Here is a 12,254-nt window from a genome sequence, read left to right as displayed (position 1 = left end):
ATGTTCGGACTCGACAAACTCTCCCGGACGAAGAAAAAAGCCACCGGGGCGCTCGCCGATTTCTACACCGCGACTTTCCCCGACGGGCACACCCCACTCGACCAGTTGAAACTGTTGGCCGTCGACGTGGAAACCACCGGCCTGGAACCGGGCACACACCGTCTGCTGTCCATCGGCTGGGTACCGGTCAACGCCACCAGCATTGATTTGTCCGGGGCCGGGCATGTGATCGTCAAAGGCAGCGAAGGCGCAGCCTCTGTCGGGCACTCCGCCACCGTGCACGGACTGACCGACGACGCCGTAGCCGCCGGAACAGACCCCGCGGAAGCTGTCGCCATGGTGCTGGAAGCACTCAAAGGCAGAGCCATGCTCACCCACTACGCCCCCATGGAACAGGGCTTTTTGGGCCAGGCCTGCAAAACACACTTCGGCGCCGACCTCATCGTCCCGATTGTCGACACGTTTGCCTGCGAGAGACGCCACATGGAAAAAATGGCCACCTACCCCAGAGGCGAAGACCTGCGCCTGGCAAGAGTAAGAAGCAGATACAACCTGCCCGCCTACAGCAACCACAATGCTTTAACCGATGCGATCGCCTGCGCCGAGCTGTATCTCGCACTGGCCACAAACGTCCGCGGCGGCACCTTGAAATCCATGCAACCCTACGGCTGACCTGCCGATCGGCGGTATCCTCCGGCAACCACCTGCAACAACCGGCAGATCCCGGCTGCACCGTGGGGTGCATGCCGAAGCCGGCGGCGCGCCGGGCCTGCCGCCGGTAGAGGCCGTGGATGACAAACCCACTCCCGCCCGGTCCACGGCGGTGAAATAATGCCGCGGCAGTAAAAAACCGGTGCCGGTCCCGGACAATGGCGGGGGCAGTCGCCACTGTTTTTTCTCCGGCGCCGCACAGGGGCGCCACCAGCGCTTGTTGGGGTGCCCTTGGTCACATTTTCCCCCGTATGGCAGGGGTCACACCACAGGACGGTACGATCTGACTCATGCGTTTTGCGAGAATAGCCACCCCCACAGGATTACGTTTCGCCGTCATCGACGGAGAAGAAGGAGACGAAAAAGCAAAAATCATCAACGGCCACCCCTTTGCCGAACCCGACTACACCGGCGAGGAATTCGCCCTGGATGAAGTCCGTCTGCTGGCCCCGGTGCTGCCGTCGAAGATTGTGGCCATCGGTCGCAACTACGCCGACCATGTGGCGGAGGTGTTCAAAAAATCAGCCGACCAGCTGCCGCCGACCCTGTTCATCAAACCGCCGACAGCAGTGGTCGGCCCCGGTGCCGCCATCAAAATCCCCGAGTTCGCCCACGATGTCGAATTCGAGGGCGAGCTGGCCATGATTGTCGGAACACCGTGCAAAAACGTCAAAAGAAAAGACTGGAAATCGGTGATCCGCGGATTCACCATCGTCAACGATGTGTCGTCGCGTGCCCTGCAGTTCGCCGACGGTCAGTGGGCGCGTGCCAAAGGCATCGACACCTTCTGCCCGCTGGGTCCGTGGATGGAAACCGACATCGACGCATTCGATTTTTCTGACCTGCCGATCAAAGCCCATCTCACCCACGAAGGCGTCACCGAAACCAAGCAGGACTCCAATTCCAACCAGATGATCATGAGCCCCGGCGAGATCATCGAGTTCATCACCGCCTCGTTTACTCTGCTGCCCGGTGACGTGATCTGCACCGGCTCGCCCGCGGGTACGGCACCGATGGTCCCCGGCGATGAGATCGAAATCGACATCCCCGGTATCGGCAAGCTGAAAAACCCCGTCGCCCGGGCCTGATCACTGACAGCCCACGGGTGCATGGACATGCTTGACTGCACCAGTGGCAGTGGCAGGAACTGCGCTCCACAGAAAAGCGGGCGTGGATGACACCGTGGTCCGTTGGTGGCATCCGGTGGGAGATAACAGCCCACCACTTCTCACACCCCGGATACGGTGCCAGCGGCACCGTATCCGGGGTGCTGTTGGTTAAAGCCCCCGGCACACACCGCCCGCCACCTGCCCGCCAGAGACCAGTCGTGTGCACAGCACCAAGAACCGGGCACAGTCGACTGTCGGGAAACAAGTGAGACCCTTTTTCGTGCGGGAAGACCTTGCTAGCGTGGGAAGCACCATGAACATGCAGCAGCCCACCGGCGACCACGACGACAACCTGTACACAGGGCCGGAACGGGTGTGGTCCGGCTATCCCAATGCCGGCCTGGACAAAGCCCTGCGGGCAGTCGGCTGGACACAACAGACGGTGGCCGGTACCTCACCGGTACCCCGCGCCCTGGATATCGGCTGTGGGGAAGGGGCGGATGCGGTTTTTATGGCGCAGCTGGGTTTTGCCGTCACCGCCTGTGATCCGGTTGCCACGGCGATTGCCCGCACCGAGCAGTCAGCTGCTGCCGCCGGGGTTTTTCTGACCACTGTGGTGGCCGGAATCGACACCATTGCCGCCACCGTGGCAGATTGTGCTGTGGTCACCTCTTTTTTCGTCCCGTTGATCAAAAGCCGCGGTGATCTTGAAGTCCTCGACCGGCTGGTGGGCCCGGGCGGGGCGTTGATTATCGCCCACCATGACAACCCTTCCCGGCAGCTGGAGCGAAACGGCATCAGCCCCGACGATCTCATCGACCCGGTTACCGCGGACACAGAGCTTTCTGCCCGCGGCTGGCAACAGGTTGCCGGTTTCACTGTTGCCGCGAACCACCACAGCCATGCCCACCGCCACCGCCATCCCGACACCGGCGACACCTATGTCCCGGGCGATACGGTAATCCGGATACTGCGCAAACCCGCGGACGGAAAATAGCGTCTGCTTTCGCGCCCCGGTCCAGCCAAAGTGCCGGCTCCGGCGCAATCCGCCTTATTACACCAAAAACACACCGGAGAATCTCCGCAGAGAAGCAGGGCAGAAGACGGTTGGCCCAGTCGCCTTGGTTGGCCCAGGTGTTTCAGGTGTCCCAGTTGGTGCCGCTGTGTCCGGTTGCCTGTTTGTCCAGCCCCAACGCCCGCAGGATCGTCAGCAGCTTGTCGGTGGTTTCCGCAAGTTCTGCTTCCGGATCGGAACCGGCGGTAATTCCGCCCCCGGCCCACGCCCGGGCTGCCCGGCCATCACCGGAGACTTCCGCGCAGCGGATGGCCACCATGAATTCACCGTCGCCGTGTTTATCCGACCAGCCGACAGCCCCGGCGTAGAAATTGCGGGGGACCTCCACGGTGGTGATCAGTTCCTTGGCCAGATGGGTTGGTGTGCCGCAGATCGCCGGGGTGGGATGGACTTTCAGCGCCAGTTCCAGGGCGGTGATCGACGGATCCGCCACTGTTGCTTTCACCGGGGTGGCCAGATGCCACATTTCCGCGGTGCGGGTAATGGTGGGCCGCGGTGGGATTGAAAGATCAGTGCACACCGGTTGCAGGGATTTCCTGAGGGACTCCACCACGAAGCGGTGTTCATCCAGGTCTTTGGCGGAGGAGAAAAGCCGCGCCCCCTGCGCCTGATCCTGATCCCTGTTCGCCAGCCTGGGAAGGGAACCGGCCAGGGGGAAAGCGGTCACGGTGGATCCCTGCTTTTTTATCAGCACCTCCGGCGAGGAGCCGACCAGCATATGGCCGTTAAACTGCTCGCCGGCCGGCGACAGGTCAGCGGCGAAGCCGTCGAGGTTTTCCGACAGGGTGATCAGTCGTGCCGCCACCAGCAGCGGATCAACCGGGGGATCGAAGGCAATGTCGATGGCCCGGGCCAGCACCACTTTGTCCAGCGGTGTTTTCCTGATTGTCGCCACCGCAGCCTGCACCCGGCGGATGTGTTCTTCCGCATCCGGATGCACCTGGCCGGTGGTGGCGTGCAGCACACTGCCCGGCCCGAAGCGGTAGTGGGAGTGCGGTTCCAGCGGCCCGTCGTCCCGGATGATTTTCTCCGGGACGGTCAGTGCCGCAGGAGCGGTGGTATCAAACGGGATGGCCCCGACAACCATGTCGATTTTTCCGGCGACCAGATCATCGACGGCATCCCAGGCATCGTGGTAGGTGCCGAGTGTTCCCTGGGTGCGCACACTGCCGGTGGTGCGGCTGAGCAGGAAATCGGGGGCTGACGACGGCCGGTTGATATGCATAACTGCACAGATATTAGTCGACTGTGGCACCACATGTCCCCGGAAGCCCTTTCCACCGCTTGTGGCGCAGGTTGATTGGCTGGTTCGGACACCGGCACCGGCCACCGGCAGTGCCGACGGTCACACCACTGTCGGTGTCAACCCCCTCCGGGTGCACCACGACCCACACTGGCGGTGGCCGGTGAAACCTGCGTGTGCACCGGCCGGGTCGGCACAGTGGCGGGGCTGCGGGTTGGCGGGTGGACTACCATGGGCAACCATGTCTGATATTCGCGTCCGTTTCTGTCCGTCCCCGACCGGTACCCCGCATGTGGGTATGGTCCGCACAGCCCTGTTCAACTGGGCGTACGCCCGCCATACCGGCGGCAAACTGATTTTCCGCATCGAAGACACCGATGCCGCCCGCGACTCGGAAGAGTCCTACCAGGCGATCATCGATTCACTCGACTGGCTGGGTATGGCCTGGGATGAGGGGGTTAATGTCGGTGGACCCCATGAGCCTTACCGTCAGTCCCGCCGCGGCGATATCTATCAGGACGTGCTGGCCAAACTGAAACAGGCCGGCGAGATTTACCCGGCCTATTCCACCGCCGAGGAAGTCAAACAGCGCCATATTGAGGCCGGCCGTGACCCGCAGCTGGGCTACGACAACTTCGACCGGGACTTGACTGAGGAACAGATCGCCGCTTTCGAGGCTGAGGGCCGCAAACCTGTGTGGCGGTTGAAGATGCCGGACAAAACCTGGAAATGGACCGACCTGGTGCGCGGCGAGATTGAATTCAAATCCGAAACCCAGCCGGATTATGTGGTGGCCCGCTCCAACGGCCAGCCGCTCTACACCCTGGTCAACCCGGTCGATGACGCGCTGATGGGTATTACCCATGTGCTGCGCGGCGAAGATCTGCTTCCCTCCACCCCGCGGCAGCTGGCGCTTTATGAGGCCCTGATCCGTATCGGTGTGGCCGAGAAAACCCCTGAGTTCGGCCACCTGCCGTTTGTCATGGGCCAGGGAAACAAGAAACTGTCCAAACGGGATCCGGAATCGAACCTGTTCAACCACCGCGATGCCGGCATCATCCCCGAGGGCATGCTCAACTACCTGGCGCTGCTCGGCTGGTCGCTGTCGAAGGACAAGGACATCTTCACCGTCGAGGAACTGGTCGACAACTTTGATGTGAAAGATGTGCTGAGCAACCCGGCCCGCTTCGACCAGAAGAAGCTGGAGGCGATCAACGCCGACCACATCCGTCTGCTGGACCCGGAAGATTTCGAAAAGCGCCTGCGCGCCTACTGCGAGCAGTACAAGGGCTTCCCGGCCGACTACCCGGCCGACAAGTTCGCTTTCGCGGCCACCCTGGTGCAGACCCGCTGCAAGACCCTCGGGGAGGCTTTTGATCTGCTGGAGTTCCTCATCATCGATGACAAAGACCTCCAGCTCGACGACAAGGCCGCCCGCAAGAACCTCAAAGACGATGCCGTCCAGGCTCTGGATGAGGCCATCACAGCGCTTCAAGCAGTCGACGATTTCACTACCGAACCGATCGAGAAGGCCCTCCAGGCGGCTCTGATCGACGGGCTGGAGATGAAACCCCGCAAAGCCTACGGCCCGCTGCGGGTGGCCATTTCCGGCCGGCAGGTCTCCCCGCCGCTGTTTGAGTCGATGGAGCTTCTCGGCAAAGACTCCACCATCAACCGGCTGAAGGCCGCCCGCACGCTCACCCCCTGGCAGTCGCAAGCCCAGCAGTAATCACAACCCGGGTATTTTTCGGCCCGTGGACGATCATCTTCCACGGGCCGAAAAACGGCCACAACCAGTCGATTTGTGCGTTTTAAGATAGACCGGTTATAGTTACTACCCGTTGCCCGGTGAGCACAGCTCACAAGGGAAACAAATGGCCTATGGTGTAATTGGCAACACAGCGGTTTCTGGTACCGTCGTTCTTGGTTCGAGTCCAGGTAGGCCAGCAGCGCGAAAAATAAAGTGAATAACACAATGTTTTATGCGCCGCGCCCCGTTCGTCTAGCGGCCTAGGACGTCGGCCTCTCACGCCGGTAACACGGGTTCAAATCCCGTACGGGGTACACATCAGACACCGCCTAACCTTTCAGGTTAGGCGGTGTTTTTTCTTGCCCACCAAACCCTCGGAAAAACCCATTCCACGGCAATTCCACGACATCTGCTCACGCACGATTTCGCAGGACGACATCGAGTGCCCCGGGAGATCGGGATAAGGTGCAAAAAATGTGTATTCTGCGTCGACGTGTCGTGCATGAGGAGAAAACAGCATCGGCGGTCGTCTGAACCATCGACGGAGACTTTTTCACCAAAAAAACCTCGGGCGGGATCAGAACATACGGACATAGTTGTCGGCCAGATCCACCCCGTGTCCGGAACCTATGACCCAACAGGTCAGTCCACCATCATGGCCGGTACACACAGTGCCGCCGAAGACGACAGCATCACCGTCATCCAGGGGTTCGGCGTCCTGGGCGGTGATATTGGCGGTGGATAGCGGTCCGCCACTTGTCGGCCACAGCTCTGCGGTGCCGTCTGGCTGAAAAGTCACCTGGTGCAGGTTCTCTTCGTAGGGTTCGGTGATGTGCCCGTATTTTCCGCTGGCCTGCAGCCCCGGCAGCATGCAATTGAGCTTCTCGTAGGCCTCATCCGGGAGCATCCCGCAGTAGACCGATCCGCTGTTGTTTCTCACTGCCGCGTACTTCACTGACGGATCGTCGATGGTGCCGTTGAAGTTGTTGGGTTGCCGTGCATGGTCGGGGGCAGGCCCACCGGCACCGGGATACGGGGGTATGGCATCCGGATCACCATTGGCAGCAGGGGTGGGTGGTGTCAGTTGTTCTTCGGTGGTGATGACCATGGTGGAGGTCTCAGCAGCTGTTTCGGTGACTGTCACAACTGAAGGGGATGCCGTTGGTTTCTCCGGTTCACCGGACACTGCCGGTGAATCATCAGGGCTGGCAGCGGAGGAAGCAGTCACATAGACGGTTTCTGTTTCTGCCGGAGCATCATTGGCCGGTGAGCACCCGGTGAGAGTGACGGGAGCAGTGGCAGCCGTCAACAACACAGCGGTGGGAACCATGACGGAGGAAAAGCGGTGCGACACGAGAAGCCTCTCCGGGAAAAGAACAAGTAAACAGAGTGTTTTTGACCAAGGAAAACGGTGGCGATGTCAGAGTCGCGAAAAGATATTGCCTGGGAAATCTGTGGGACCGTGGTACCGGTACCGTTAAAAATTGTACAAAACTGCCGGTTAAACCGATATGGGAACAAACCAATAGGGGTATGTGTGGGGGAGTGAGGTCGTCGGGCGGCGGGGACAGAAGAAAAATGAAGGACACCACAGGAGAGGGTGTCCCGTGGTGTCCCGGCAAAGCAGTGCGCCCGTCTTGCCGTGTGTGGCGGCCGCTGCCGTAACTCAGAAAGAGCGGAAATAGTTATCGGCCATGTCGGCACCGTGCCCGGAACCAATGACCCAACATGTCAAGCCACCGTGGTTGCCGGCACAGACATTGTCGCCGAATGTGACGACTTCTCCATCATTGATCACTTGTGAGTTACCTGGATTGGCGTTCATGGAGTTCGGTACATCCGTGACCCCGACGATCTCGGTTGTCCCGCCTTCTGTTGCAGGCACAAACCACCGTGGAGGACGAACTGATGGTGGGAATTCTTCCCTCCCGTATTTCATGGTCCTCATCAGGGTGGGGATTTGGCAACCAAAGAACCGGCCGCCTGACTCCGTGCTGTCCGGGAAGAGACCGCAGACGACGGTGCCGTCGGCGTTTTGAACAGCGGCCATTTTTTTCGAAACATCGTTGGCTGTGGGGATGATATGGGTTGCCGAACGTGCCTGAGGGGGCTTGGGGCCGCCGGCACCGGAAAGGGGCGGAATACCATCAGGGTCGCCGCCGGGAATCTGTTGTGGCGGCTTCTGTTCTTCGGTGACGGTCACAACCACAGTGGATGGTTCTTCCTGTGGGACCTGCTTATTCGACGATGATTTTTTTCCGGGATTGGTTGAGGTGACCGTCACATAGACGATCTCTTCCTCTGCCGGATCATGGGAAGAGCAGCCGATAAGTGTTGCGGCCGCAACGCTGAGTCCGGCGGCAACGGCAGCTGGGCGGGTGATGGCGGGAAACAAAGACATGATGACAATCCTGGGGGATAAGCGGTGATAGATAGCGTGGTGCCCTGAAAAGCAAAAAAACGACGGAAAGGTGGCTGGTCCAACCAAGCCAGTGTACAAACCCAATCCGAAGAAAACGCCTTGGCCTGGAATGCACACCAGACGGACTCTCGTCGTGTGTCACCCGGTTTTTGCTGCCACTGTCACGGTTGTCACCCTTTGCGGATGGAGCGGAGAAAAAGGATAAGGAGAAAAAGAAAATGGCAACATACTGTTTGACAATGCCGAAGGTGGCAGCGGATTATGCAGGCATACAGCTTCGATGATGAGCCGTTTTGTGTTGACCGGCCAGCTGTGACGGGAAGAGTAAATGACACCCCGGCGGGCTGTACCAGAATGCCGGGAGACTGTTTTTTAAATTAGCGATGAGAGTTGGATGATGAGACAAAGACACCCCGCTCAAGGTGCACCGATGACAACACTCGTTGCTGCCGCGGCTGTCCTGGCCTGTGCCGGTGCTGTTATTTCGGCCTGCCGGTCCACTGTCGAAGTACCCACTGTCGATCCCCCGGCATCGCACCAGCCGCAGCGCCCCGATGTCCCGCAGCCGGCACCCAGCGAGGTGACTGCGTCGGAACCCGACTTTCAGATACAAAGCAGAATACGGTTGAAGGGGACAAAACAATGGCGCACCAAAATCCAGGCCAAGCCGGGTGATGATGTCGATATCCGGTTGGACTACCGCAATATCGGACCTGTTGTCCAGCGTTCGGTGGTCGCCCAAAACCGGCTTCCCGACCAACTGGTCTTCCACCCCGGCTCGGTGCGCCTGTACAACTCGAAAGCCCCGGATGGCGCCAAGCAGGATAATTCTGTCATTGCCACGGGATTGGAAGTGGGGGACTACATGCCGCGCGGTAATTTTTCGGTGGTTTTCTCCGGCACAGTCCCGCCCCACCTGGATATCTGTGGACGCAACCGGCTGGTCAACAGGGGCGTGATCGACACCCCGGATTCGGATAAGATGGCCACTTCCGTCATCGAGGTGACTATCGATTGCGCAAAACCGATCAAGGTGTGCCAGACAACCACCGGCAAGGTGGTCACCATCGACGAATCCAGTTTCAAAGGTGACCGTTATTCCCGCAATGTCAGGGAATGCTCGAACGGGAAAAACGGGTAGAAAAGACCCGAGGTCTTGAAAAATATTCCGCTGACGAACGGAACACCCCGGTCTGCCTGAAAATGCTGACCGGGGTGGATAAAAAATCTCGAGCAGGTGGTTCGTGATTTGAGAAACCGGAAACCACTTTTTCAGCGGTCGGTTTCTGCCAGAATCCGTCGCTATCTTCTAGCCGGTGGGCGGGGTGCTCCCTCAGGCGGGGCAACTTTCGGGTAGCGGCCTGCGTGCGCTGCAGCGGCAACGCCAGACGCTGAGGGGGATGTTGCCTGCTTGGTTTTATCGACCCGCTTGGCAGCCGGATCCCAGTGCGTGGAAACCAGGTTGTTCTGAACCCAAATGGCGCTGGCCAAAATCGCCGCACCGATGACGAGCAACACGATCACACCGCCGGTGGTTCCGAGTTTGGCCGCGGCGCCAATCAGGATGCCGAACCATGCGAAGTCAGCGTCACCGAAGGTGGTGTTCTCGTCACCGAACACACCAAGAACTCCCATGAGGAAAGCCGGCCCCAACGTGATGAACAAGCCGTTGGCAAAAGCGCCCAGGATCGCTCCGCGTCGGCCACCGGTGGCATTTCCGTACACCCCTGCTGCACCACCGGTGAAAAAGTGGGGAACAAGTCCGGGCAGAATCAAAACGACACCGAACATCGGATTCAACGCAACTGACAGGATCGCCAGACCCACCAGGCCACCAACAAAGGAACTGATGAATCCGACCAGCACCGCATTCGGTCCGTAGGGGAATACGATGGGGCAGTCCAAGGCCGGGATAGCACCCGGCACAAATTTGGCGGCAATACCCTGGAAGGCGGGGACAAGTTCGCCGAGGATGGTGCGGACACCGAAGAGAATCACGGCCACGCCTACACCGAACAGTAAACCCTGGGTGAACGATTTCATCAGGTAATCGCCGACATCTGTGGCACCGTTGTCGAAGGCACTGAAAGCAACCTTCTGGCCTGCCCGCACCAGGAACAAAAGCGCCAGGATGATGTACATCAGTGACATCGACAACGCGGTGGCGACCATGGAGTCGCGCAGAAAGCGTAGCCCTTCCGGCAGTTTCAGGTTTTCCGTCGACGGTGACTGGTGGGTTTTGCCGTTTTTACCGACCGCACCGCCGACAGCACCGGCGACAATGTAGCCTGCAGTGCCAAAGTGGCCCATAGCAATGGAATCGTCGCCCGTGATTTTCCGGGTCCACGGGTGGACGAACGCCGGCATTGAGACCATGAGAATACCCAAAAGCAGTGAGCCGACACCCACTGTTATTCCTGCACTGAAACCTGCAGTCGCCAGCACAATGGTGATCATGGTGGCCATGAACAAAACGTGGTGGCCGGTGAGGAATACGTAGTGCAGGGGAGTAAACCGGGCGAGAAGAAGAGAGATGGCAAAGCCCGCGACCATCAGCCAGGCGACTTGGGCGCCGTAGTTGGCTTGCGCAATACCGACAATTGCCTCATTTGTGGGAACAACGCCCCGGGCGCCAGTGGCTCCGGTAATCATTGTTCCCAGCGGTGCCAGTGAATCAACGACCAAACCGGCGCCCGCGCCAATCAACAGGAATCCGAGTGTTGCTTTAACAGCACCTCCGATGACCTGGCCGGTGGATTTACGCATTGCCGCAAGACCCACGGCGGTAATGATGCCGATGAGGAACGCGGGCACCGCCAGAACCTGGTTGACCAGGAACTCGATGACAACCATGAGGAAGTTACCTTTCTTGTTACACGTCGTAGATGTCGCGCAGGGCCGCGTCGACTTCCGATTCGGATGTGAAGTCGCTGATCACCCTCATGGGTACCCCGAGATCGCCCAACGCTTTAGCGATCTCCCCGGAGGTCAAGATGCAGTCGGCCTCTTTTGCTTTGCCTTTGGCCGAAATGGTGTCGGTGGCTTCCACGCTTATAAACGGTGCCCAGCCCCAGACCCCGAGAACCTGTTCGAGGGTGTTTTTCAAAAACAGGCTGGTTCCCAGTCCGTTGCCACACACCGTCAAAATCTTTCCGGTGCTCGGCACGGCATTGCCGTCGGGGACAAACCCGTCCGAGTCAGCGGCTGCGTCCGGTGTGAGGTTGACAGCGGCCTGAGATTTATCCGGTGTGGTGAACCGGTCGACAAGTGCAAGGATCTCGTCGGCTGTAGCAGCGCTATCGAGTTCACTGCGCTGCTTTTCCGAGCGCAGCAGCCGTGCCAGTTCCGACATTGCTTTTAGATGTGTGGTGGAATCTGTGGCGGCAAGTGCGACAACCAGCCGGACCGGGTCATTGTCGGGATGGCCGAAACGGACCGGGGTATCCAGTTGCACCCAGGACAGGGCAGTGGTTGTCACCGCATCGCTCGGGCGTGCGTGGGCGAACGCGAAACCCGGGGCAACGACAATATAGGGACCGTTTTCCTCCACGCTGGCGATCATGGCGTCGGTGTATTCACCGGTGATGGCGCCTGTTTTCTCCAGCAAGCAGCCGGCCAGGCGAATCGCCTCGCGCCAGTCGTCGGCTTTTGCGCCGGTGGAAATTGCTTCTTGTGATAGAAGGCTCGCTAGTAGTGACATAGTCACTACATTAGCTTTTATGAGGGTAGTCCAAAAGGTTCAGCCCAAATATCGGGATCATGTCCCGTGGGAAAATCAGATCCGGGAATTTGCGATAGTGAAAAGGATGGTCATCTGGGAAAAGCTCAATATTGCTGCAACATGCAATCTAACAGGCTAAATATTTAAATTTATGCAGGAACCGGGTCCTCACTGGATGATCGTGGGGGTGGTTGACTACCACCCGGTAAGTGAACACTCTTTC

10 protein-coding genes and 2 tRNA genes are annotated in these 12,254 nt (G+C 59.4%); 7 read left to right on the top strand and 5 right to left on the bottom strand.

Annotated elements, in window-relative coordinates:
* The 3 genes from JZY06_RS08395 to JZY06_RS08385 all read left to right on the top strand — a co-directional run bounded on the left by JZY06_RS08395 (position 1) and on the right by JZY06_RS08385 (position 2,817).
* The gene (locus JZY06_RS08395) at positions 1 to 672 is read left to right on the top strand and encodes an exonuclease domain-containing protein (RefSeq protein ID WP_207279106.1); all 672 of its coding nucleotides are present in this window, start codon (positions 1 to 3) and stop codon (positions 670 to 672) included.
* Between the two features lie 329 nt (positions 673 to 1,001).
* Positions 1,002 to 1,799 (top strand): fumarylacetoacetate hydrolase family protein, encoded by a 798-nt coding sequence (locus JZY06_RS08390; protein ID WP_207279105.1) that lies wholly within the window; start codon positions 1,002 to 1,004, stop codon positions 1,797 to 1,799.
* 334 nt (positions 1,800 to 2,133) lie between these two features.
* A complete protein-coding gene (locus tag JZY06_RS08385; protein WP_207279104.1) occupies positions 2,134 to 2,817 on the top strand; it encodes a class I SAM-dependent methyltransferase in 684 nt (227 codons plus the stop codon).
* 142 nt (positions 2,818 to 2,959) lie between these two features.
* Here the strand turns inward: JZY06_RS08385 and JZY06_RS08380 are convergent, their stop codons facing one another.
* A complete protein-coding gene (locus JZY06_RS08380; RefSeq protein ID WP_207279103.1) occupies positions 2,960 to 4,120 on the bottom strand; it encodes an isochorismate synthase in 1,161 nt (386 codons plus the stop codon).
* 259 nt (positions 4,121 to 4,379) lie between these two features.
* Between JZY06_RS08380 and gltX the strand changes: the two genes are divergently transcribed.
* The 3 genes from gltX to JZY06_RS08365 all read left to right on the top strand — a co-directional run bounded on the left by gltX (position 4,380) and on the right by JZY06_RS08365 (position 6,202).
* On the top strand, positions 4,380 to 5,867 hold the full coding sequence (gene gltX, locus JZY06_RS08375; protein ID WP_207279102.1) for a glutamate--tRNA ligase: 1,488 nt from the start codon (positions 4,380 to 4,382) through the stop codon (positions 5,865 to 5,867).
* 146 nt (positions 5,868 to 6,013) lie between these two features.
* A tRNA-Gln gene (locus tag JZY06_RS08370) sits at positions 6,014 to 6,085 on the top strand.
* A 44-nt stretch (positions 6,086 to 6,129) separates the two neighbouring features.
* Positions 6,130 to 6,202: transfer RNA gene (locus JZY06_RS08365), tRNA-Glu, on the top strand.
* A gap of 263 nt (positions 6,203 to 6,465) precedes the next feature.
* Here JZY06_RS08365 and JZY06_RS08360 read toward each other — a convergent pair.
* Both JZY06_RS08360 and JZY06_RS08355 read right to left on the bottom strand, forming a co-directional pair.
* Entirely contained in the window at positions 6,466 to 7,242 is a 777-nt protein-coding gene (locus JZY06_RS08360) for a hypothetical protein (protein WP_207279101.1), read from the bottom strand.
* A gap of 312 nt (positions 7,243 to 7,554) precedes the next feature.
* Positions 7,555 to 8,289 carry a hypothetical protein gene (locus JZY06_RS08355; protein ID WP_207279100.1) on the bottom strand — a complete coding sequence of 245 codons (735 nt, stop codon included), beginning with the start codon at positions 8,287 to 8,289 and terminating at the stop codon, positions 7,555 to 7,557.
* A gap of 451 nt (positions 8,290 to 8,740) precedes the next feature.
* Between JZY06_RS08355 and JZY06_RS08350 the strand changes: the two genes are divergently transcribed.
* Positions 8,741 to 9,451 (top strand): hypothetical protein, encoded by a 711-nt coding sequence (locus JZY06_RS08350; protein WP_207279099.1) that lies wholly within the window; start codon positions 8,741 to 8,743, stop codon positions 9,449 to 9,451.
* 161 nt (positions 9,452 to 9,612) lie between these two features.
* Here JZY06_RS08350 and JZY06_RS08345 read toward each other — a convergent pair whose 3' ends face one another.
* The gene (locus tag JZY06_RS08345) at positions 9,613 to 11,163 is read right to left on the bottom strand and encodes a PTS ascorbate transporter subunit IIC (RefSeq protein ID WP_207279098.1); all 1,551 of its coding nucleotides are present in this window, start codon (positions 11,161 to 11,163) and stop codon (positions 9,613 to 9,615) included.
* A gap of 19 nt (positions 11,164 to 11,182) precedes the next feature.
* Positions 11,183 to 12,010, bottom strand: a complete 828-nt coding sequence (locus tag JZY06_RS08340; RefSeq protein ID WP_207279097.1) for a PTS sugar transporter subunit IIA — start codon at positions 12,008 to 12,010, stop codon at positions 11,183 to 11,185.
* Between the last annotated feature and the right edge of the window lie 244 nt (positions 12,011 to 12,254).

Origin of the sequence: Corynebacterium mendelii (genome assembly GCF_017307055.1) — a bacterium.
GTDB classification, from domain to species: domain Bacteria; phylum Actinomycetota; class Actinomycetes; order Mycobacteriales; family Mycobacteriaceae; genus Corynebacterium; species Corynebacterium mendelii.
Note: the sequence above shows the minus strand (reverse complement) of the source record. Positions and strands in the feature narration are given on the sequence as shown.

Bases quoted from the DNA above. Each gene is read 5' to 3' on its own strand.
- JZY06_RS08380 (WP_207279103.1), bottom strand. From the start codon at position 4,120: ATGCATATCAACCGGCCGTCGTCAGCCCCCGATTTCCTGCTCAGCCGC.
- JZY06_RS08355 (WP_207279100.1), bottom strand. From the start codon at position 8,289: ATGTCTTTGTTTCCCGCCATCACCCGCCCAGCTGCCGTTGCCGCCGGA.
- JZY06_RS08390 (WP_207279105.1), top strand. From the start codon at position 1,002: ATGCGTTTTGCGAGAATAGCCACCCCCACAGGATTACGTTTCGCCGTC.
- JZY06_RS08385 (WP_207279104.1), top strand. From the start codon at position 2,134: ATGAACATGCAGCAGCCCACCGGCGACCACGACGACAACCTGTACACA.
- JZY06_RS08395 (WP_207279106.1), top strand. From the start codon at position 1: ATGTTCGGACTCGACAAACTCTCCCGGACGAAGAAAAAAGCCACCGGG.
- JZY06_RS08350 (WP_207279099.1), top strand. From the start codon at position 8,741: ATGACAACACTCGTTGCTGCCGCGGCTGTCCTGGCCTGTGCCGGTGCT.
- JZY06_RS08345 (WP_207279098.1), bottom strand. From the start codon at position 11,163: ATGGTTGTCATCGAGTTCCTGGTCAACCAGGTTCTGGCGGTGCCCGCG.
- gltX (WP_207279102.1), top strand. From the start codon at position 4,380: ATGTCTGATATTCGCGTCCGTTTCTGTCCGTCCCCGACCGGTACCCCG.
- JZY06_RS08340 (WP_207279097.1), bottom strand. From the start codon at position 12,010: ATGTCACTACTAGCGAGCCTTCTATCACAAGAAGCAATTTCCACCGGC.